The sequence below is a fragment of the Rhizobium freirei PRF 81 genome, from assembly GCF_000359745.1.
In the GTDB taxonomy this organism is placed as follows: Bacteria; Pseudomonadota; Alphaproteobacteria; order Rhizobiales; family Rhizobiaceae; genus Rhizobium; species Rhizobium freirei.
The window spans coordinates 195,489-214,960 of record NZ_AQHN01000013.1 but is presented as its reverse complement, the minus strand read 5'-3'; the positions used below and the strand labels follow the sequence as shown (position 1 = coordinate 214,960).

Genomic DNA, 19,472 nt, shown 5'->3' with positions numbered 1-19,472 from the left:
ACGGCCGCCTCAGAACGCCGAAGGCCGTCGAAACCATTCGCACGGGAATTCTCCCGAAGACTGACACTCGCCTATTGGGAGGAAAATCCGATATGCATGTTTTGATCCTGGGCGCCGCCGGCATGATCGGCCGCAAGCTTGTCAACCGCATTGCCGCCGAGCCGAAAATTCTCGGACAAGCCATCGATAAGCTGACGCTGGTCGATGCCTTCCAGCCGCCGGTGCCGGAAGCGCTCGCATCCGTATCGAAGGCCCTGACGGTCGACCTTGCGACATCGGGCGTTGCCGACAAGCTCATCGAAGATCGCCCGGATATGATCTTCCATCTCGCCGCCATCGTTTCCGGCGAGGCAGAGGCCGACTTCGACAAGGGCTATGCGGTCAATCTCGACGGTGCACGGGCGCTATTCGATGCCATCAGACAGCAAGGCCAGAAATCCGCATACGTCCCGCGCGTCATCTTCGCGTCTTCCATCGCCGTGTTCGGAACACCCTTTCCCGAGGTCATCGGCGATGAATTCCTGACCGCGCCGCTGACGAGCTATGGCACCCAGAAGGCGATCGCCGAGCTCCTGCTCGCCGATTATTCGCGCCGCGGCATTTTCGACGGCATCGGCATCAGGCTGCCGACCATCTGCGTGCGCCCCGGTGCACCGAACAAGGCGGCTTCCGGCTTCTTCTCCAACATCCTGCGCGAACCGCTTGTTGGTAAGGAGGCTATCCTGCCGGTCAGCGATACGGTGCGGCACTGGTTCGCAAGCCCCCGCTCCGCCGTCGGCTTCTTCGTGCATGCCGCCACGCTCGACACCGCGAAGGTTGGCCCGCGGCCCAATCTCACCATGCCAGGGCTTTCGGCGCTCGTTTCCGACGAGATCGACGCGCTGCGCCGTGTCGGCGGCGACAAGGCCGTTGCCCTCCTCCGCCGTGAACCGGACCCGGTGATCGAGCGGATCGTCGCCGGCTGGCCGACGCGGTTCGATGCCCAGCGCGCTCGTGATCTTGGCTTCAAAGCCGAACAGAGCTTTGATGAGATCGTGCAAGCGCATATCGAGGACGAATTGGACGGGAGAGTCGCATGACGGGGATTGCATCGAACACAAAGAACGCCATCGCGCTGGTGACGGGCGGTGGCACGGGCATCGGCCGCGCCATCGCGAAAGCGCTCGGCTCGGCCGGCTTCAAGGTCGTCATTTCGGGGCGCCGGTTTGACGTTCTCGAAAATGCCGCCCGCGAACTTTCCGAGGAAACCGGCGCGGAATTTCTGGCGGTTGCGGCCGATGTCTGCGACCCTACCGCGGTCCGCAGCCTTTTCGATGCCATCGCAAGCCGCTATGGCCGCCTCGACCTTCTGGTCAACAATGCCGGCATGGGCTTGCCGGCCGTGCCGATGGAGGAACTAAGCTTCGAGCAGTGGAATGCCATCGTCGGTGCGAACCTGACCGGCGCATTTCTCTGCACGCAGCAGGCCTTCCGCCTGATGAAAGCCCAGGTGCCGCATGGCGGCCGCATCATCAACAACGGCTCGATCTCGGCGACGACGCCTCGACCGCATTCGGCACCCTATACCGCCACCAAACATGCGATCACCGGCCTGACGAAATCGACTGCGCTTGATGGCCGCCCTTTCGATATCGCCTGCGGCCAGATCGATATCGGCAATGCCGCCACCGACATGACCGCGAGGATGAGCGCCGGAGTATTGCAGGCGAATGGCGAGACCGCAGCCGAACCGACGATCTCGGCAGACCATGTCGCACGCGCCGTCGTCTACATGGCGACGCTGCCGCTCGATGCCAACGTGCTGTCGATGACTGTGATGGCAACGAAAATGCCGCTGGTCGGCAGAGGGTAACAAGCAATCGGCAGCGTCGATCTCCGACGCTGCCGACAATATGGGTTGCCGTATCGGCTTAGATGGCCGGCCGTGCCGAAGGCTTCACTTGCTTGCGCTCGATCAAACCACCGACGCTGAAGATCAGTACCTCGATCTCCGTGTCGATCTTGTCGCCATCAAGCAGCCTCACGACATCATCTATGCCCGATACGGCGTGGCCATCGATGGCAAGCAGGTAGTCACCCTCCTGCAGGCCACCTCTTTCAGCGGGACTATCCTTTTCGACACGGCGCAAGCGTACGGCCGTCGAATGCGTGACGCCAGCCTCCAGCGCTATGCGCCGATGCAGCTCCACCGTGTCGGCCGCAATGCCGATATAGGCGCGCCTGACGTGACCGAAACGCAGGATTTCGGAAACGACATGCCTGGCTGTGTTGGAGGCGACCGAAAAGGCAATGCTCTGCGCCCCCTGGATGACGGCGGTATTGACGCCGATTACCTCGCCCGCCGACGAGACCAGCGGACCGCCGGAATTGCCGGGGTTGAGCGCAGCATCCGTCTGGATGATGTCTTCCATCAGCCGCCCGCTCGCCGCTCGCATCGACCTGCCAAGCGCCGAGATGATGCCGGCCGTGACGGTCCATTCGAAGCCGAGCGGATTGCCGATGGCGATCGCGATGTGACCGCGCTTCAGCGACTTGGAATCGCCAAGTCTCGCCCAATTGCCGGGCCAGTCATTGGCGCGGATAAGCGCGAGGTCGGTATCCGGATCGCGCCCGAGCACCCTTCCTTCGACGGTTGCCCCTTCCGGGGTCTTGATGCGCACGGCCTTCGCGTCATCCACCACATGATTGTTGGTGACGACGAGGCCATCCGGCGAAATGGCGAAGCCGGATCCATGCCCGGCGCGGCCGCCCAATCGCTCGATCCGGCTGACGGCCGGCCCGACGAGATCGACCGCACTCGATACCGTTTGAGAATAGATATCCAGCAGCTCGGCATCGGCTGACGGCTGGATGTCAGGATCAATAAAGCCCATGAAAACTCCTAGGACGCAGGTGCGTCGCCACGAGGACCGGCAGCAGCTGTAAAAGGCAGGAAGCTGTCAGTTCGACAGGTTGGAACAGTTGATATTCAGATGAGGAGCCGTCGGCGCAAGTTCAAGAGCCGCGCATGTGCGGCGCTCGACGGACCTGAGACAGCCTCTCCGCCTGCCATGACGTTCACTGTCTGCAGCACTCTGATAGGGAACACCGCTCCAATAATCAGGAGCATGTTTCCAAGCGACGGCTGCGCTCGCCCTTTACGATGGCAACTTCAGATATAGTTAGTTGGGATGATTGGAAACGGAGGCCCCAATGACGATCCCGAAACTCGCCCTGGCAACAGTTATCGGCAGTTTGTTCGCCTTGCCGACCATGGCGGCTGGCATTGATTGCGCAAAAGCCGCGTCAACAAGCGATCATCTGATTTGCGCGGATCAGACCCTTCGGACGCGAGACGTGATCATGAGCAATCTCTATGCCGCCGCCGTGAAGGAGGATGCGGACAAGATCAAGCAGCGGCAACAACGCTGGGTGAAATCGCTGCAATCATGCACGGATGCTGCCTGTGTCCGACAGGCATATGACGATCAGATCGGCTTCCTTATGACGACCAAGGGCGGGCGCCGCGTTTCCATCAACCTCACCGCCGAAAATGCCAATGGCAATGAAGGCGATCTTTCCATATTCGGCCCGATCGATGGTCTCGCGGCAGTCTCTTTGGCTTCAAGCTTTGTCGGGCCGGGCGGGGTCGATGCGGGCGACGTCAACGCGGACAATGTCAGCGGCGTCATTCCTCTTAAGGAGGGGCATGGAAAGCTCTCCGCCGACAATTGCTCCATCGGTTTTGATCGTCTGAACGCCCAGACCTGGCGCGTCTCACAGTCGGGAGCATGCCAGTTTGCCAACGGCGTTACCATGCAAGGCATCTATCGCCGGCAGTGATGCGACATCGCAGATAGCAGTCCAGTATACGATCATATTAGCCATTGCGCGGAGCGTAACGGCGCCTGAAAGGCCGGGAGATATCACCTTACGGAAACGAAAACGCTGAGACGCGACAATGCGCATCACAGCGTTTTAACGGCAATAGTTCGTCACATCCCAAGCGACCGGCGAAGCCGGGGATCTTTGCTCAACAATCGCGTCTGCGATCAGCCGCCAACCGCATCGGCCGTGCACTTCTTGACGAAGCTCGTCTTGGCAGCGCCTGCAAGCTTCTTTGCCGCCGCCTGGGCGTCGCAAGAGGTCGCCGCATCCTTCGCGCATTTGTTGCTGAAGCTGGTCAAGGCTGCCCCTGCCAGCTTCTTGTCGGCAGCCTGAGCCTTACAGGTGGCATCGGCAGCCATTGCTCCAGTGGCAAGGCAAGTGGAAAAAATCGCAAGTCCGAGCAGTTTGATCATCGAAGTCCTCCGGGGCAAACCTCTGCAAAATGCCGAGGTAACCGGAGTCTAACCGAACGCCTGCCATAGTAAAGACGTCCTCAATCATCGAAGACACTGAAAAACTGCTTTTAAACAAGCTCTACCCTTGGCTCATCGAGTTGTAGCGACTTGAATCGATAGACAAAAGAATGGAGAGTAATCACATAAGGGCAAGCAATGGCAAAGCGCCGCGCCCTCCCCGTCACGCGCCGGCGTCCGTGGCAAACAACAACACGAACCGAACGCTGTTTCAGAAATTCGCAATCCTCTCATGAAGACAATTTCAGGCACGAATCTCGAACAGGCCAAATCGCATAACCGGCGTGTCGTGATCGAGGCCATCCGCACCAACGGGCCGTTGTCGCGCGCGGCAATCGCCCGCTTGACGGCGCTGACGACACAGACGGTATCCAACATCGTCGAGGAGCTTGCACGCTCGCATCTGCTGATCCCGATGGAGGCGCAGAAGATCGCCCGCGGTCAGCCGATCATTCCCTATACCATCAATCCCAGCGGTGCTTACTCCATCGGTCTTGAACTCGGCCGCCAGCGCGCGGCCGGCGTGCTGACGGACCTATCCGGAACGGTCTGCGCGCGCATCGATCGCCATGTCGACAGGCCAGGGCCGACCGAAGCGATGCCGGTCTTTGCCGCCATCGTCAGGGATCTGCAGGAGGCCTTCTCTTTCGATCGGGACCGGCTGCTCGGTGTCGGGATCGCGCTGCCCGGACGTTATGCCGATGGTGGTGTAACCTCGCTCAGCCCGCTCAATCTGCCGGGCTGGCAAAATTTTCCCGTGGCCAGAGAGCTTGAGCGGTTAATCGGCTTGCCTGTGCTTGTCGAGAATGATGCGACCGCAGGCGCGATCGGCGAGCGCCTTTACGGTGTCGCACGCGGCCTCGGAAGCTTCGTCTATCTTTTTCTTGCGGGCGATGGCGGTATCGGCGCCGGCATGTTCCTCGATGGTCACCTCTATAAGGGCAGCCGTGCCAATGCCGGCGAAATCGGCCACATCATCGTCGAGCCGCATGGCAGGCTGTGCACCTGCGGCAAGCGCGGTTGCCTCGATCGCTATGTCTCACCGTCCGTCGCCTACGAGTGTCTCGGCATCGAGGATGCCCAGGAGTTGGACCCCGACGATCTGGACGCGATGATTGCGGCCAACAGCCGCGGCCTGCAGACCTGGCTGGAACAGGCGGTGCAGCCGCTGCGTCAAACGATCGACTTTCTCGAGCTTGCCTTCGATCCGCAAACGATCGTGCTCGGCGGCAGCGCGCCGCCGTCTTTGATGACCGGCCTCGCCGAACGCGTCGAACCGCTCCATATCCCCGTGAACCCGATGGAAGAGCGCAAGATCCCTCGCCTCATGGTCGGGGCAACCGGCAAGGACACCGCCATTCTCGGCGCCGCCGCACTGCCGATCTTTTCGGAAACGAATCCGCAATTCGATGTCCTGCAGAAGCCGATCATCCACCGTGCCGCCGAGCAGGCGGGATGAGTGGCGGAGACGATTGAACTTGCGAGCCATTGAACGCAATCAGGCGCGGCACATGTGCCGCGCCTGAAGACCATGCATAAAACTGTCAAAATTGATGCAGGCCGTAAAGCAGCGGCATCGTGCCGGCAAGCGCCTTGAACCGCTCCCAGGATTTGGCCGATGGCTTCGTCCAGCCGGTTTCCGCAAGCGCCGACAGGCGCGGGAAGACCAGCCGGTCGAAGACCGCACGATCGGTCATCGGCTCGGACCAGATGCAGGCTTGAATCCCACGGAGCTTTTCCTTCTGCGCATCCGTCCACCCGCCGACCGGATCGAAGGTGTAGAGCTTCTCCGCATCGGAATAACCGGCCCAGCTGCCGCCCGGCTCATCCCAATCCGGGCGCATCGCCATATCGAGATAGTAGACCTGCCCGGGGCAGACGACCATCTCGTATCCGCGGCCGGCAAGTTCGCCAGCCACCTCGACATTGCGCCAGCTGCAGAGATAGCTTTTCGCCTTGTCGATCCTGTCGCCATGAGCCGCCTCTTCCCAGCCACCGGTCACGCAGCCCTTCGAAGCAAGAAATGCCTGGATACGCTCGAGGAATTCGGCCTGCAGAACCGCAGCACCCGATCCATGAATATCGTCGGCGCCGTGGGTGTTGGTGATCACGTTCAGACGTTTGGCATGCGCCTCCGCCACGTCATCGCCTGCGAGTTCGCGCAGCCGGGCAAGCGCTTCCGGCGAACCGGACCATGCACCGAGCGGCACCTCGTCGGCACCGATATGGATCGTCTTGAACGGGAAGAGCTCGATGAGTTCGGACAGGATCGTCTCGATCACCTGATAGGTCTTTTCACGGGCCGGATTGATGCAATTGTCCGGAAAGCCCTGGACCGAATAATAGCTGCCGGCCTCGTTCGGATCGCGAAGCTCGGGAATCGCCTGCAGCATGGCATAGCAATGGCCGGGCATGTCGATCTCGGGCAGGATCTCGATCCCGAGCCCCTTGGCGTGAGCAACGATCTCGCGCACCGCCGCCTTGGTATAATAACCGCCGGTGCGGGCCGGGCTCGAGCCGAGAAGCGGTGGCAGCGGCAGGCCGTGGCCACGCCATGCGCCGATCTCCGTCAGTGCCGGATAGGCGTCGATTTCCACGCGCCAGGATTCGTCGTCCGACAGATGCCAATGAAAGCGGTTGAGCTTGTTCCAGGCGAGAACGGCCATCAGCTTCTTGATTTCGGCGGTGCCGTAGAACTGGCGGGACACGTCGAGATGCAGGCCGCGCCAGCTCATGGATGGCTCGTCGACGATCTCGCCGGCCGCCGGAAAATGGAAAGCCTGTGGATGCAGCCGCGCGCCGCGCCAGATCTGGCCAATGGTAACGAGCCCGTAGACGAAGCCGGTCTGGGCGCTCGCCTCAACCGTTACGACCTCGGGCGAGAATTCCAGCCTGTAGGCCTCGGGGCCGAGACCTTCGACCTGACGCAACACCACCCCTGCGCCCCCTTCCGCCTCGGAACGAACAAGGCCTTCCGCTGCAAAGAGATGCTCGACAAGAGCCGTGAAGCTTGCAGCGGCTGCCGCCGCTGCCGGCGTATCGGCTTTGAGGACAAAGCCTGCCGGCAGCGGGCGGCGGGAGGAAACTGCAACACGGTTCGGCCAGGGAATGATCGACAGCGGCACCGGGGGATTGGCCGGAACGGGATAGATTTCGGCACCGCGCTTCAAGGGCGCGTTGCTCGATGAGGTGCGTGTCGGCTCGGCGGCAAGCGATACGGCGGTTCCATCGGGCAGCGCCAGATAGGCACTGGTGGCGCCGTCGGTCCAGTGACGGAACGGCCAGCTCAAGGCATGAACAGTAATGGTCCATGTCTCGCCGCCAGCCAGCACGAAACCTTCCGGCGGTTGGAATTCGGTAAAATTGGACAGTCGCTTGGTGACCGTTGCGCCTTCGACAATGCCGGCCGGGTCAACGCGGCCGGGGCCGCTGACGCAGAGCGTAAAGCCTGACAGCGGTTCCGACGACAGGTTCTTCAGCCGCAGAACGTAGGAAAACTCCTTGTCATCCGTTGGCGGGTTCCAGGTGGTTTCAAGCCGCAGAGCCAGGGATCGCGGTGTGGACATGTGCACTCTCTCTTCCTGAAGATATCGTTCAAAGCTTGAGCATGCCGGCATAAATGCCGGGTGCGGAATTGGGGATCTGGATCGCGCCGACGGTCTTCTCGTAGAACTCCGAGGGGCCGACATCGCCGATGACGGTATAGGCGTAGCCCATGGCCTTCTGGTCGTTGAGGCAGGCAAAGAGCAGCGCCCGGCCGATGCCGAGGCCGCGAACGCTCTCATTGACGCCGGTCGGGCCGAAGAAGCCGCGCGCCGTCGCCTCGTGGCAGGCAAAGCCGACAAGCTCCCGATTGCGCGTGGCGATGAAGCATGTCGGCGGCTGGCGTGTCATCGCCACCGTCGTCTCGCTCGCCCAGCCCTCGCTGAAATGCTTGCCGACCCAGCCGGTGATGAGCCTCAGCTCGGGCGGCAGTGCCCGCCGGATGGTAACGCCCGCCTTCGCCATGCGCTCGGGCGACTGCGTGTCTACCGGCAGCGTCGATAGATTGACGAGATAATCCAAGGGCAAATCCTCCTAATTCGATGCGACGAGCGCACGCATGAAATGATTGTCGCCGACCCGCTCGATCACGGTCGAGATCGGCCGGCTGAGCGAGCGGATCTTCTCCGCCTGTTCGAGAAAGCGAGCGCTGCCGCCGGTCACGAACCTGCGGCCACCATCCGGCACGGCCGAAAGCAGAAGCTGCGTGTAGGGATGCCTCGGATGGGCAAGGACGGCATTCGTGTTCCCCCACTCGACCATTTGTCCGGCAAACATCACCACGATCTCTTCGGCCACATGAGCGGCCGTCGCGATATCATGGGTGATGTAGAGCACGGCGAGATCGTTTTCCCGCTTTACCCGCGCCAGCAGCTCAAGAATGTCCTTGCGGATCGACACATCGAGCATCGAGGTCGGCTCGTCCGCCACCAGCACGCTCGGCGCGACCGCCAGGGCACGGGCGATATTGACACGCTGACGCTGGCCGCCGGAAAGCTCGTGCGGAAACTTCTGACGCGTCACCGAAGGATCTAGCCCGACGCTCTCCAGCAGCTTCGCTATGTCGTCGTCGCGCTCCGCCTTCGGCTTGTCCCCACCGTGCAATTGCAGCGGCCTTGTGATGTGATGATTGATGGTGAAAGCCGGGTTGAGCGAGGAGAACGGATCCTGGAAGACCATCTGGACATCCTTGCGGTACATCCGCTCTTCCTTGCCCGAACCGCGCGCCGTGCGGTCCTGCCCGCGGAACAGAAGCCTGCCGGCTGTCGGCTTGTCGAGCCGCGCGATAATGCGGGCACATGTCGTCTTGCCGCAGCCGGATTCGCCGACCAGCGCCAGCGCTTTTCCGGCCGATAGCGAAAAGGAAACGCTCTTCAGAGCATACACCGATCCGAAATGGCGCCGGATATCGTCGAGCCGGATGACGGGTTCTGCAGTCACAGCCTGTAGATGCGGTTTCATGCGAAAACTCCGGGAGGGTGAGCGCTGACTGGAAGCTGCGGAATGGCGTTCCAGAGCTTGCGCGTGTACTCATGGGTAGGCGACTGGCTGACCTGGGAAACGTCCCCGACCTCGACCAGCTCGCCCTTCAGCATTACGCCGATGCGATGACAAAGCTGCGCCATCAGATGCAGGTCATGGGTGATGAACAGCACCGAGAATCCATAGGTCTGCTGCAGATCGAGAACCTGTTCCAGGATCTCGCGTTGCACGACCACATCCAGAGCCGTCGTCGGTTCGTCCATGATGATGAGTTCGGGCCGCAGCGCCAGGCAGATGGCGATGACGATACGCTGGCGCATGCCACCGGAAAACTGGTGCGGATAGTCGCCGACGCGATGCGGGGGAATACCCACCAGCTTGAACATCTCTTCGGCGCGCGCACGAGACTCCTGGCGCGAGCATCCGGTATGACGATGCAGGACGTCATGGAACTGCGCCTCCACCCGCATCAGCGGATTGAGCGAATTCATGGCGCTCTGGAACACCATGCCGATGCGCTTCCAGCGGATCTTCTGCAGCTCGCCTTCCGGCATCTTCAGAAGATCCTGCCCGTCGAGCCGGATGCTGCCGCCGCTGATCCAGGCCGGCGCCTTGGAAAGACGCGTGATCGCATAGGCGATCGTGCTCTTGCCGCAGCCGGATTCACCGGCAAGACCGAAGATCTCGCCGCGACCGATATTGAACGACACATCCTTCACCGCCCGGAAATCGCCCTTGTCGAGCAGGTAGTCGATATTGAGGTGTTCGATCTCAAGCAGATTGTTGCTCATCGGCCAGACCTCATCATGCGATTGCGGGCGCGGGTCAGGCGGAACCAGCGGGTCAATGCTGGGCCGGAACGCAATTGCGGATTGGCGATTTCGTCGAAGGTGAAGTTGATCAGCGCAAGACCAAGCCCCGTCAGCGCGATGCCGATGGCCGGCACGCCGACATCCCACCAGGCACCGACCATGATGGCCGAGGCGTTCTGGGCATTGTAGAGCATGGTGCCCCAAGTGACCTTCAGCGGATCGCCGAAGCCGAGATATTCGAGCGTGGTCTGGGCGACGATCGCATAGATGATACTGCCGACGAGGTTGATGCCGATGAGCGGCGTCAGGTTCGGCAGGATCTCGACGAAGATGATGCGCCAGGCCGGCTCGCCGATCATCTTGGCAGCGGTGACGAAATCGCGATTGCGCAGCGCCATCGTCTGCGAACGCGTCATGCGCGCGCCCCACGGCCATGAGGTCAGCGCTATGATGATCATGATCGTCATAGGCCCAACCGTACCGGCAAAGGAGGCAAGCAGAATGAGGAGCGGCATGTTGGGTATGACAAGCACGGCATTGGTTGCCAGGTCGAGCGCGGCATCTGTCTTGCCGCCGCTATAGCCGGCGATGAGGCCGATGGCAGTGCCCAGCACGGTGATGGCGATGCCGGTCGCAAAGCCGACGGAAAGCGAGCTTCGGGCGCCCCAGACGAACTGGCGGTAGACGTCGCGGCCCATCTTGGTGGTGCCGAAGACATGTTCGACGGATGGCGGCTGATGGGAGCGGCCCACACGGGCGCCAGGCTCGCCGGGGGCAATGATCGGCGCGAAGATCGCCATCAGGCACAGAGCGGCAACGATGATGAAACCGACAAGCGCCTTTTTCTGGCTGAAAATGGATCGCAGCGAAAAACTCATCGTCCAGCCTCCCTCAACCGCGGATCGACGAGACCATAGATGATGTCGACGAGGAAATTGGCGCCGAGCGTCGCCATCGTCATCAACAGCAATTGCCCCTGAATGACGGGATAGTCGCGCGCAACGCTCGCGGTAAACAGCGTCAGGCCGAGGCCGGGATAGTTGAAGACGATCTCGGTGACGATCGAGCCGCCGAAGACGGCGCCGAGTATCAGCGCAAGGTTGGTCAGGACAGGCAAAAGGGCGTTGCGCGCGCCATAGCCGAACATGACGGCGAGATTGCTGAGCCCCTTGGCCCGCCCCATGGTCACGTAATCCTCGCCGAGCACGACGATCATCGACGAGCGCATGGTCGTCTGGAATTCGCCAACGAGGAATGGCGACAGCGTCAGGACCGGCAGGATCGCATGCATGAAGACGCTGCCGAAGAAGGTAAAGTTGAAGCCCGGATCGAGATTGGGATCATAGGCATATCCCACCGGGAACCAGCGTAGCGATACCGCAAAGACAAAGAGGCTGGTGAGCGCCACGATGACCGGAGGTATCGAGAACAGGATGACGGCAAAGGGCGATACGATCGTATCGAACCGCCCGCCGCGCCGCCAGGCCGAGATTGCGCCGAGCACGACGCCGACGCACAGCGAAAAGATGATCGCCGTTACCACAAGGAAGACGGTCCACAGCGTGGCACGGCTGAGCACCTGGACCACCGTCTGCGGATAATATTTGACCGAAACGCCAAGATCGAAGGTGGCGAGCCCTTTGAGATAGTCGAGGAACTGCATCATGATCGGCTGATCGATCTCGCCGAAGCGCGCCTTGATCGCCTCGACGGCCGCAGGGGTGGCCCGCGGCCCGAGCTGGGCTACCATGGCGTCGACGGGACTCCCCGGCATAAGCCGGGGAAGAATGAAGTTCACGACGATCGCGAAGGCCAATGCCACCGCGTAGACGCCTAGGCGCCGGCTTGAAATACGCATGTCTGCTTCCTTGGCTTGGGTCTTAGAGGACCGGCTTGAGACGCAGCAGATGCATGAGGCGCATGCGGTTGTTGTCGTGGTTTTCCGGGTTCATGACCGGAGCTTTGTCGGTGACCCAACCCGTAAACCGCTTGCTGGAATACTGATACCAGGTCGGTCCGTTGAACACCGGCACGACGGGGAAGTCGTCGGCAATCAACACCTGAATATCGTTGAAGATCTTCTTGTGATCGGCGTCGGCGGACGACTTCCGATATTGATCGAAGAGAGCGTCGAGCTTCGGATTGGAGTAGCGCGGCGCAGCGACGGTAAGCTTGCCGGCATAGGCCGTCGACAGGCTCTGGTAGTAGCCCTGGAACGGCGTGGCGCTGTCGGCGCGCGAGTTCATGACGACATCGAAGCTGCCATCGAGAAGCTGCTTGCGCCATTGCTCGTATTCGGGCGTCGCGACGGAAGCATTGATGCCGACGGCACGCAGGCCTTCGACGGCGATTTGCACCGCATCGATCCAGTCGGTCCAGCCGTTCGGCACGATCACCGGGAAGGTGATCGGCTTGCCGCTCGGCGTCGTGCGGAAGCCGTCGGCGCCCTTCTTGTAGCCGGCGTCATCGAGAATCTTGTTCGCCTTGGCGGTGTCGAAGCCCATGAAGGCATCCTTGTCACCTTCAGCAGCCTTGTTGCGCCAGCTTTCGAAACGGGGCGGCAGGCCGCTCGCATGCAGATTGACGACCGGATAGCCGAAGCCGGCGATATCGACCATCGACTTGCGATCCATCGCCAGGCTGAAGGCGTGACGGAAGTTGAGATCCTTGAAGGCCTCGAGGTTGCCGGCATTCGTCGACTTGAAGTTCATCTCGAAGGCGACGGTTTCGGCCGGCGGCTGCCAATAGCCATTGTGCTGAGCATCAAGCGCGACGAAGGTCTTGTCGATCTGCGGCAGGAACGAGCCGATCCAGTCGACGGTGCCTTCCGGCAACAGCGCCAGCATCTGGTCGTTGCCCGAGATCTGCGGCAGGCGCAGGCAATCGACATGCAGCGAGGCGGCGTCCCAGTAATTCGGATTGCGGCACTGTTCGTAGATCTGCGGCGTGAAACGGCGGACTTCGGTCATCGGCCCGGAACCCACCGGCTTTTCGTTCTTGAAAGCGACCGGATCGGCGACGCCCTTCCAGATATGCTCCGGCACGACGGCCAGATCGGCGAGCGACTGGGGAAACTCGGAATTCACGTCCTTGAGCTTGATCGTCACCTGGGTCGGCGACGGCGCCTCGACGGATGCGACCGTCTGGCCGACACCGACGGTATCGACGGCAGGATTCTTCAGCATCAGGTCGATCGTGTACTTCACATCGGCCGAGGTCAGCGGCTGGCCGTCCGACCACTTCACGCCGGGGCGCAGATCGTAGGTGATCGACTTCAGATCGTCGGAAAACTTGTAGTTCGTGGCCAGGCGCCAGACGGGCTTGCCGCCGTCATGGGCATTGAAGATGACCAGCGGCTCATAGATGAAATCCATCGTGCTCTGGCGGCGGCCGGCCAGATCGAAGGGATTGAAATTACTGACCCAACTCGTCTGCTCCTCGATATGCATCGTCAGCACGGACTCGGCTGCCGAGGCGCCCCCCGTGCTGAATGCGAGCGATGTGCCGAGCGCTGCCGTTGCCAGCCACGACGTGCGTTGGAAGAGATTGCGCAATCTGCTTTTCTTCAGTCCCATTCTCTGCTCCCTCTCGTTGACCTCAACTAGTCAATCAAATTGATTTAATCGTGAGTTTGCGCAGCCGTCAATCCGCTGATTGGAAATCAACAGGCGACGGCATGAGCGCTCACGCGCGTTTGCTGATGATGAAGCGGCGATCTGTCGCAATCGAAATCATGGGAGGATTGGCGGCCTTCAGACGCAGGCCGATGAGCCAAAAATCTATCCGGAGGCCAACATTGAGAGCCGTCTTCGCAACTAGAACGGAGCGTAGCCAATATTCGACTTATGAGGATTGCGCGCAGTGGGAAATCCGACCCGACCCGAGCTGCAACGGCGTCAGGATCTGCCGCCGGCCTATGATCTGCGGCGGCAAGTCGTGCGCCGCAATCGCTTGATAACGAGATGGCTCCGCCCTGGGCGACAGGAAGCGGAGCCTTGAATCGTCAGAGAGTATGAGTTCAGTCGAGCGGCTTGTACGCGATGACGTCCATCTCGACCTTCACATCCACCATCATCGGCGATTGAACGGTCGAGCGCGCCGGCGGATGATCGATGAAATGCTTCTGGAACACCGCGTTGAAGCTCGAAAAATCGCGGGCATCGTCAAGCCAGGCATTGACCTTCACGACATGTTCAAGAGTGCAATCGGCAAGGGCAAGCACGTCCTTGATATTGGCGATGACCTGCTCGGTCTGCGCGGCGATATTGCCGACGATAACCTCGCCATCGACCGTTGGGACCTGACCCGAAACATAGACGTAATCGCCGGCACGGACGGCCTTGGCGAAAGGACGGCGCTGGCCGCCAGCCTGATTATCGGCGATATCAAAACGGATCAGTTTGTTCTTGCTCATGATCTACTCGGCCTCTCTTTGTTATCGAAATCTGCGGTCGCCAACATCTCAAAACGACGGGACGAGGCGCGCGACTCCTGTGCGCCCCTCCATATCCGCCACGGCAGGGACGCGCCAGATCGTTTCACCGCCGCATGCCTTCTTCTTCAGGCAGGGAGGGAAATCCGTGCGAACCGGCACGTCCGCGTCGCCCGTCATCGCTCTTGCGTTATGCGAAGCGTGATGATTTCATCATATGATTGCTTGAGGTTCAGGAGGAGACATCATGACGGAACTCGCGCAGTCCCTTGCTTCCATTCGCATTCCGGATCTCGCCGGCAAGCGTGTGCTGATCACAGGCGCTTCGACCGGCATCGGCGCAGCTCTCGTCCTCGCGTTTGCGGCACAGGGCATGAAGGTCGGCCTCCATTTCAATGCCAGCCGCGAGCCTGCCGAGCGGCTGGCCTCAAAGATCAGGGATAGCGGCGGCACGGTACATCTGATCCAGGGCGATGTCTCCCAGGACGGTCAGACCGAACGGGTCGTGAGCGAAGCCGCCGAAGTCCTGGGTGGCCTGGACGGGCTGGTGAACAATGCCGGTGGCATGCTCGGCCGGCTTCCGACCGCCGAAATGACCGACGAGCACTATGAGCGCGTGATGAACCTCAACGCCCGCTCGGTGCTTGCCGCAACCCGGGCCGCCCACCCTCACCTCAAGAAGCAAGGCGGCTTCATCATCAACACCACGTCGATTGCCGCCCGCAACGGCGGCGGCAACGGCGCGATCCTCTATGCCGCCTCCAAGGGCTTCGTCTCGACCATCACGCATGGTCACGCCAAGGAATTCGTCAACGACAAGATCCGCGTCAATGCGGTTGCGCCCGGCGTCATCGCAACGCCGTTCCACGAACGCTACACCAATGACGAACAGATGGAGTTGCAGCGCAAGACCATCCCTATGGGCTTCGTCGGCACGCCGGAGGATTGTGTCGGCGCCTATCTGTTCTTGGCATCCGCGACACTGTCCGGCTATATCACGGGCCAGGTGATCGAAGTCAATGGCGGCCAGTTGATGCCGTAAACCGCTGGCGACGATCGACTTTCTGCGCCGGGCAATGCTAGTCTGCGTCCGGCGCAGCTTTCGTGCCGCAGGGAGATGGAGCGCATGCGAATGGCAAAGACGCCCATTGAGAACCGGACCATCACCTCCGTTCAATTGACACATCCCGAGCGGGTCTACTGGCCCGGCGACGGCATCAGCAAACAGGATCTGCTCGATTATTACGCTTTGGCCTGGCCGCGAATGGCGCCTTTCGTCGTCAATCGACCTCTGGCGCTTTTGCGTTGTCCCGACGGCATAGAAGGGCCGCGCTTCTTCCAGAAACATGCCTGGAAAGGCATCAACCCCCATATCGTCGAGATTGCCGATCCCGAGAACAAGGAGAGCGCCAAGCTGCTGAAAATCGAGGATTTCGACGGTCTTGCCGCGCTCGTCCAATCCGCCGCACTCGAAATACATCCCTGGGGCACGACCATCGACCATTGGGAAAAGCCCGACATGATCATCATGGACCTCGATCCCGGCGAGGATATCAGCTGGAACGAAGTCATTGCAGCCGCACGGGAAATTAAGGAGCGCTTCGCCACACTCGGCCTTGCTTCATTCGTCAAGACCTCCGGCGGCAAGGGGCTGCATGTGGTCGCCGCCCTCAAGCCTGCGGCGACCTGGCCGCAGGTCAAGGGTGTGGCCGAAGCAATGGCGCATTCGATGAGCGCCGACAATCCAGACAAATATCTATCCGTCGCCAGCAAGGCAAAGCGGACTGGCCATATCTTCATCGATTATTTGCGCAACGGCCGCGGCAACACGGCAGTCGCACCCTATTCGACGCGAGCAAGGCCCGGAGCCGCCGTTTCCATGCCGCTCGGATGGGAAGAATTAAACGACAGGATCGGGCCGGCTTCCTTCACTGTCCGGAATGCTGCCACGCGCCTCGGCAACTCCAGCACCGACCCCTGGGCCGACTTTTTTGAAGCGGCGTCGGAGCTGAAGAGCTAATCTATATCAGGAATGGGACCAGAGCAGGCGTGCTGGCCTTGTAGTCGGCATAGGCGCTGCCGAAGGTCTCGCTCATCCAGCTTTCCTCGATGTGGACGCGGCGCAAGATTGCATAGAGCACGGCGGCGATGGCCAGCGCCGCGGCAATATCGCCACGTGCAATGGCCGAACCGATGATGGCGAGCATTAGGCCGGAATAGATCGGATGACGCACCAGCGCATAGGGACCGGAGCGGATCAGCGCGTGACCCTCCTTGAGGGTGATGACGCCGCTCCAGTTGCGGCCGATATGGATGCGGGCCCATACGGCAAAGGCGAGGCCGATGAAGGTTAAGGCCGCGCCGATGCCATAGGTCGTCAAATCATGCGCAATAATGGGAATTTGCAAAGGGCCGAGCCAGGAAGGCCGCGCGGCCAGAAGAAAGGCGCCGATCCAGATGGGCGCTGTATTGCCAAGTCGCGACAGCGGATCCTCCTGCCGCACGGTCTTCTTGACGCCAAAAGAGGCGAAAAGCCAGATCAGCAGCCAGAGGATCCAGCAGGCAGGAATGAATTGATAGATGAGCATTGCTCACGCCATATCTCTATCCAGCTCCGGATAGCGCCGGAAAATGCCGTTCTCGTTGAAGGGAATGCGGCGATCCGATCGAAGATAGCGTGCAATGTTTGGCCGTTTCATGACAGCCGCGTGCAGGGCGCTCAAGTGCGGATAGCGATCAGGGAAATGCGCGGTGGCACGTGGAAAAGCATAGCGCAAGCCCTCGTAAACCTGGAAGAGCGATAGATCGACATAGGTCAATCCGCCACCGAAGATATGCGCCGGTCCCTGCGGATTCTGTTGCAGAACGCGTTCGAAATAGCCGAGATATTTGGGGATGCGATTGCCGATGAATTCGGCAGCCCGTGCCTTGGCCTCCTCCTTCTGATCCTCGTAGTATTTCGAGGTGGCAATGGGATGATGGGTGTCATGGACTTCAGCGACAAGATCGGTGATCGTCAGCTGCAGGCCGTTCAGCACATGACGCTGCGCTTCCTCCTTGGGCGCCAGGCCGAGCGTCGGTCCCAGATACATCAGTATGTTTGCCACATGCGGAATGATCAGATCGCCATCCTTCAGGAACGGCGGCGCAAACGGGATATCGGCATCGGATCTGCCGCCCATGATCGCCATCATGGCCGATATTCCCTGCCCCTTGCTTGCCGGACCACGGCAAACATCGATGTAATCGGCGCCCGCCTCCTCCAGCGTCAGCCGTACGAATTCGCCGCGCCCCTGAATACTGTCCCAGTAGTAAAGCTCGTAAGGCATCTGGCCTCTCCCCGGTGAGTGCATTGCCGCCGTCGCAGATCGATGCACCAGCTACCGCGTGCCGACCGTCGTGTTCTTGGCGGCAGGACGACTCTGCTTGCCTCTGCAGAAACTTATCATCGGTATCGCGAAACGGAAGAGCAGACCTCCTCAACGAACCTTCGGAGAAGGGCAAGGGGAAAACTCTCGCCGGCGTCTAGGAATGACTACGATGTTCATGGCGCTTGCGGGTCGCGGCCGCCTTCTTTGCTGATGCTGAACGCTCGGCCGCCGGCCGGTTTGCAGACGCGCGACCGCCAATCCTGCCACCCTTCTTTGAGGATTCATGACTTTCCTTGTGACCGCGACCGGAGCCGGATTTCTTACCCCCGCCGCTTTCCTTGTTCACCGTTGCCCATGCGCGGCGTTCGGCTTCGTCATGGGAAACGCCACGCTCCTCATAGCTTTCCTCGATATGCTCCGCTTTACGCTTCTGCTTGTCCGTATAGGCGGATTTGTCTCCACGCGGCATGGTCTTTCTCCTTGTTGCGGATGAAAGACCAACCCGGCGTCACGGAAAAGGTTCCGATATCTGGCCGGGCGATCCGCGATTGATCGCCCCAAACCATGAACGTCGATCACGCCGGGGCGCGACGCGGTGTTTGGCCGACGCGGGAAAGAACAGCCCAACGGAGCGGTCTATGATGAGAATGAGGATCAATGCCGCCAGAAGATAGAGAGCTGCGAGAACGAGGAGAGACGTCACCGCATTGCCTCCGCACGGCCGACGAAGATGCGAGCTGCGACGATCGACAAAACAACAACTTCCAGATCATCGAAATAGCTATGGCGCATGGTCAGGCTCCCTACCCGTTCCACTACCATCGATGTGTGACAACTATTTTGTGCCTCGAGCCCAAGATACAGAAATTATTACAGATATCTCGATGGGCGCAGTCAAAACGAGCGGCTCGACGTTCATCATCGAGCCGCCCTCACCGCCGCCGCATCTCGAAAGGCGGGACTTGTGCTAGGCCTTGGCTTTGACAGTCTTTTTAGTGGTCGGTTTCGCAACAGGCTTGTCCGCTATCTCCTCGATACCGGCAGTCGTGGCCGGCTTCCGCGTCGCCTTGGCTTTGACGCCGAGCTTGCTTTCCTTGCCGACGCTCTTTTCAAGCGCGACACGCTCGCTGTCTGCCTGCTGCCAATGCATGACATCACGGCCGGAAGGATAACCTTCTTCCTCCCAGATTGCATAGGCACGCTTCTTGATCCATTCGTCCCGAGATTCCAACATCTGCTGTTCTCCGTTCGCATCAATGAACATGGTTGGTGAACAATGCCCGTTCTTGAAATGCGGGCTTTCATGCCTCCCCCGAGCAGCCAAGACCCCATGCTTCCACAGGAACCATGGGGCGATCCCCTGAGTCTTGACGCTCGAACCGCAGGGGCGCTTCGCATTAGGAATGCAGATTACCGTGGGAATGATAGCGAAGCAGCCGAAACGTCATCAATATGTACGCGGTGGCGATCCTGTTCAATTAAAAATATCTAA

21 protein-coding genes are annotated in these 19,472 nt (G+C 60.6%); 6 read left to right on the top strand and 15 right to left on the bottom strand.

Annotated features, from left to right (window positions below; all coding sequences use genetic code 11):
- Positions 1-92 precede the first annotated feature (92 nt).
- Positions 93-1,079, top strand: a complete 987-nt coding sequence (denD, locus tag RHSP_RS06580) for a D-erythronate dehydrogenase (protein WP_004110922.1) — start codon at positions 93-95, stop codon at positions 1,077-1,079.
- Positions 1,076-1,852: an SDR family oxidoreductase gene (locus RHSP_RS06575; RefSeq protein WP_004110909.1), complete on the top strand. Its 777-nt coding sequence runs from the start codon at positions 1,076-1,078 to the stop codon at positions 1,850-1,852. Before denD ends, RHSP_RS06575 begins: the two co-directional genes overlap by 4 nt.
- Positions 1,853-1,910: 58 nt before the next feature.
- Here the strand turns inward: RHSP_RS06575 and RHSP_RS06570 are convergent, their stop codons facing one another.
- Positions 1,911-2,873, bottom strand: coding sequence for a S1C family serine protease (locus RHSP_RS06570; protein WP_004110906.1), 963 nt, complete (start codon positions 2,871-2,873; stop codon positions 1,911-1,913).
- Between the two features lie 319 nt (positions 2,874-3,192).
- Between RHSP_RS06570 and RHSP_RS06565 the strand changes: the two genes are divergently transcribed.
- Positions 3,193-3,822: a lysozyme inhibitor LprI family protein gene (locus RHSP_RS06565; protein WP_004110903.1), complete on the top strand. Its 630-nt coding sequence runs from the start codon at positions 3,193-3,195 to the stop codon at positions 3,820-3,822.
- A 209-nt stretch (positions 3,823-4,031) separates the two neighbouring features.
- Here the strand turns inward: RHSP_RS06565 and RHSP_RS06560 are convergent, their stop codons facing one another.
- Positions 4,032-4,280 (bottom strand): hypothetical protein, encoded by a 249-nt coding sequence (locus RHSP_RS06560; protein ID WP_004110900.1) that lies wholly within the window; start codon positions 4,278-4,280, stop codon positions 4,032-4,034.
- Between the two features lie 292 nt (positions 4,281-4,572).
- On the opposite strand from RHSP_RS06560, the gene RHSP_RS06555 reads away from it, so the two are divergent.
- A complete protein-coding gene (locus RHSP_RS06555; protein ID WP_004110897.1) occupies positions 4,573-5,799 on the top strand; it encodes an ROK family transcriptional regulator in 1,227 nt (408 codons plus the stop codon).
- 85 nt (positions 5,800-5,884) lie between these two features.
- Here RHSP_RS06555 and RHSP_RS06550 read toward each other — a convergent pair whose 3' ends face one another.
- From RHSP_RS06550 to RHSP_RS06515, 8 genes are all read right to left on the bottom strand, one after another.
- Complete coding sequence (locus tag RHSP_RS06550; protein WP_037150019.1) at positions 5,885-7,906, bottom strand: beta-N-acetylhexosaminidase; 2,022 nt, start codon at positions 7,904-7,906, stop codon at positions 5,885-5,887.
- Between the two features lie 28 nt (positions 7,907-7,934).
- Positions 7,935-8,405 carry a GNAT family N-acetyltransferase gene (locus tag RHSP_RS06545; RefSeq protein WP_037150016.1) on the bottom strand — a complete coding sequence of 157 codons (471 nt, stop codon included), beginning with the start codon at positions 8,403-8,405 and terminating at the stop codon, positions 7,935-7,937.
- 12 nt (positions 8,406-8,417) lie between these two features.
- Positions 8,418-9,344 carry an ABC transporter ATP-binding protein gene (locus tag RHSP_RS06540; protein WP_004110891.1) on the bottom strand — a complete coding sequence of 309 codons (927 nt, stop codon included), beginning with the start codon at positions 9,342-9,344 and terminating at the stop codon, positions 8,418-8,420.
- Positions 9,341-10,156 (bottom strand): ABC transporter ATP-binding protein, encoded by an 816-nt coding sequence (locus RHSP_RS06535; RefSeq protein ID WP_004110889.1) that lies wholly within the window; start codon positions 10,154-10,156, stop codon positions 9,341-9,343. Before RHSP_RS06535 ends, RHSP_RS06540 begins: the two co-directional genes overlap by 4 nt.
- Positions 10,153-11,055, bottom strand: a complete 903-nt coding sequence (locus RHSP_RS06530) for an ABC transporter permease (protein WP_004110887.1) — start codon at positions 11,053-11,055, stop codon at positions 10,153-10,155. Before RHSP_RS06530 ends, RHSP_RS06535 begins: the two co-directional genes overlap by 4 nt.
- A complete protein-coding gene (locus RHSP_RS06525) occupies positions 11,052-12,035 on the bottom strand; it encodes an ABC transporter permease (protein ID WP_004110884.1) in 984 nt (327 codons plus the stop codon). Before RHSP_RS06525 ends, RHSP_RS06530 begins: the two co-directional genes overlap by 4 nt.
- Positions 12,036-12,057: 22 nt before the next feature.
- Entirely contained in the window at positions 12,058-13,752 is a 1,695-nt protein-coding gene (locus tag RHSP_RS06520; RefSeq protein ID WP_037150011.1) for an ABC transporter substrate-binding protein, read from the bottom strand.
- Positions 13,753-14,195: 443 nt separating this feature from the next.
- Positions 14,196-14,591: a RidA family protein gene (locus RHSP_RS06515; RefSeq protein WP_004110878.1), complete on the bottom strand. Its 396-nt coding sequence runs from the start codon at positions 14,589-14,591 to the stop codon at positions 14,196-14,198.
- Positions 14,592-14,856: 265 nt separating this feature from the next.
- Here RHSP_RS06515 and RHSP_RS06510 point away from each other — a divergent pair, with 265 nt between their 5' ends.
- Together RHSP_RS06510 and ligD are read left to right on the top strand one after the other, a co-directional pair.
- Complete coding sequence (locus RHSP_RS06510; RefSeq protein ID WP_037150008.1) at positions 14,857-15,651, top strand: SDR family NAD(P)-dependent oxidoreductase; 795 nt, start codon at positions 14,857-14,859, stop codon at positions 15,649-15,651.
- Between the two features lie 90 nt (positions 15,652-15,741).
- A complete protein-coding gene (gene ligD, locus RHSP_RS06505) occupies positions 15,742-16,629 on the top strand; it encodes a non-homologous end-joining DNA ligase (protein WP_037150004.1) in 888 nt (295 codons plus the stop codon).
- Between the two features lies 1 nt (position 16,630).
- Here the strand turns inward: ligD and RHSP_RS06500 are convergent, their stop codons facing one another.
- The 5 genes from RHSP_RS06500 to RHSP_RS06485 all read right to left on the bottom strand — a co-directional run bounded on the left by RHSP_RS06500 (position 16,631) and on the right by RHSP_RS06485 (position 19,214).
- Entirely contained in the window at positions 16,631-17,197 is a 567-nt protein-coding gene (locus tag RHSP_RS06500) for a methyltransferase family protein (RefSeq protein ID WP_004110872.1), read from the bottom strand.
- A gap of 3 nt (positions 17,198-17,200) precedes the next feature.
- On the bottom strand, positions 17,201-17,938 hold the full coding sequence (locus tag RHSP_RS06495) for a glutathione S-transferase (RefSeq protein WP_004110870.1): 738 nt from the start codon (positions 17,936-17,938) through the stop codon (positions 17,201-17,203).
- 196 nt (positions 17,939-18,134) lie between these two features.
- Complete coding sequence (locus RHSP_RS06490) at positions 18,135-18,449, bottom strand: hypothetical protein (RefSeq protein WP_004110867.1); 315 nt, start codon at positions 18,447-18,449, stop codon at positions 18,135-18,137.
- A 39-nt stretch (positions 18,450-18,488) separates the two neighbouring features.
- The gene (locus RHSP_RS33365) at positions 18,489-18,683 is read right to left on the bottom strand and encodes a hypothetical protein (protein ID WP_081615290.1); all 195 of its coding nucleotides are present in this window, start codon (positions 18,681-18,683) and stop codon (positions 18,489-18,491) included.
- Between the two features lie 264 nt (positions 18,684-18,947).
- On the bottom strand, positions 18,948-19,214 hold the full coding sequence (locus tag RHSP_RS06485; protein ID WP_004110864.1) for a DUF2934 domain-containing protein: 267 nt from the start codon (positions 19,212-19,214) through the stop codon (positions 18,948-18,950).
- Positions 19,215-19,472 lie beyond the last annotated feature (258 nt).

Bases quoted from the DNA above. Each gene is read 5' to 3' on its own strand.
- RHSP_RS06530 (WP_004110887.1), bottom strand. From the start codon at position 11,055: ATGAGTTTTTCGCTGCGATCCATTTTCAGCCAGAAAAAGGCGCTTGTC.
- RHSP_RS06535 (WP_004110889.1), bottom strand. From the start codon at position 10,156: ATGAGCAACAATCTGCTTGAGATCGAACACCTCAATATCGACTACCTG.
- RHSP_RS06525 (WP_004110884.1), bottom strand. From the start codon at position 12,035: ATGCGTATTTCAAGCCGGCGCCTAGGCGTCTACGCGGTGGCATTGGCC.
- RHSP_RS06575 (WP_004110909.1), top strand. From the start codon at position 1,076: ATGACGGGGATTGCATCGAACACAAAGAACGCCATCGCGCTGGTGACG.
- RHSP_RS06555 (WP_004110897.1), top strand. From the start codon at position 4,573: ATGAAGACAATTTCAGGCACGAATCTCGAACAGGCCAAATCGCATAAC.
- RHSP_RS06495 (WP_004110870.1), bottom strand. From the start codon at position 17,938: ATGCCTTACGAGCTTTACTACTGGGACAGTATTCAGGGGCGCGGCGAA.
- RHSP_RS06540 (WP_004110891.1), bottom strand. From the start codon at position 9,344: ATGAAACCGCATCTACAGGCTGTGACTGCAGAACCCGTCATCCGGCTC.
- RHSP_RS06550 (WP_037150019.1), bottom strand. From the start codon at position 7,906: ATGTCCACACCGCGATCCCTGGCTCTGCGGCTTGAAACCACCTGGAAC.
- RHSP_RS06510 (WP_037150008.1), top strand. From the start codon at position 14,857: ATGACGGAACTCGCGCAGTCCCTTGCTTCCATTCGCATTCCGGATCTC.
- RHSP_RS06515 (WP_004110878.1), bottom strand. From the start codon at position 14,591: ATGAGCAAGAACAAACTGATCCGTTTTGATATCGCCGATAATCAGGCT.
- denD (WP_004110922.1), top strand. From the start codon at position 93: ATGCATGTTTTGATCCTGGGCGCCGCCGGCATGATCGGCCGCAAGCTT.
- RHSP_RS06565 (WP_004110903.1), top strand. From the start codon at position 3,193: ATGACGATCCCGAAACTCGCCCTGGCAACAGTTATCGGCAGTTTGTTC.
- RHSP_RS06560 (WP_004110900.1), bottom strand. From the start codon at position 4,280: ATGATCAAACTGCTCGGACTTGCGATTTTTTCCACTTGCCTTGCCACT.
- ligD (WP_037150004.1), top strand. From the start codon at position 15,742: ATGGCAAAGACGCCCATTGAGAACCGGACCATCACCTCCGTTCAATTG.
- RHSP_RS06490 (WP_004110867.1), bottom strand. From the start codon at position 18,449: ATGCCGCGTGGAGACAAATCCGCCTATACGGACAAGCAGAAGCGTAAA.
- RHSP_RS06485 (WP_004110864.1), bottom strand. From the start codon at position 19,214: ATGTTGGAATCTCGGGACGAATGGATCAAGAAGCGTGCCTATGCAATC.
- RHSP_RS06570 (WP_004110906.1), bottom strand. From the start codon at position 2,873: ATGGGCTTTATTGATCCTGACATCCAGCCGTCAGCCGATGCCGAGCTG.
- RHSP_RS06520 (WP_037150011.1), bottom strand. From the start codon at position 13,752: ATGGGACTGAAGAAAAGCAGATTGCGCAATCTCTTCCAACGCACGTCG.
- RHSP_RS06500 (WP_004110872.1), bottom strand. From the start codon at position 17,197: ATGCTCATCTATCAATTCATTCCTGCCTGCTGGATCCTCTGGCTGCTG.